Source organism: Mesorhizobium sp. M1D.F.Ca.ET.231.01.1.1, from assembly GCF_003999155.2.
Classification (GTDB): Bacteria; Pseudomonadota; Alphaproteobacteria; order Rhizobiales; family Rhizobiaceae; genus Mesorhizobium.
In genome coordinates this window covers 1-330 of record NZ_RZOZ02000159.1, presented here as the reverse complement: position 1 = coordinate 330, position 330 = coordinate 1, and the positions used below count along the sequence as shown (strand labels likewise).

Here is a 330-nt window from a genome sequence, read left to right as displayed (position 1 = left end):
GGCATGCGGCTGCTGGCTGGCCTCCTGGCCGGGCAGGCGTTCGACTGCACGCTGATCGGCGACGAGTCGCTGTCCGGCCGCCCGATGCGTCGCGTCACTGGCCCGCTGTCGCAGATGGGCGCAAGGATCGATACCCAGGACGACGGCACACCGCCGCTGCACGTGCATGGTGGCCAGACGCTGCACGGCATCGACTTCGCCTCGCCGGTGGCCAGCGCACAGATCAAGTCGGCCGTGCTGCTGGCCGGCCTGTACGCGCAGGGCGAAACCCGCGTGGTGGAACCACACCCGACCCGCGACTACACCGAGCGCATGCTGTCCGCGTTCGGC

At 70.6% G+C, this 330-nt stretch carries 1 pseudogene; it reads left to right on the top strand.

The window, feature by feature from the left end:
- Positions 1-330: pseudogene (locus EN874_RS32755) on the top strand (bifunctional prephenate dehydrogenase/3-phosphoshikimate 1-carboxyvinyltransferase); the annotation flags it as partial.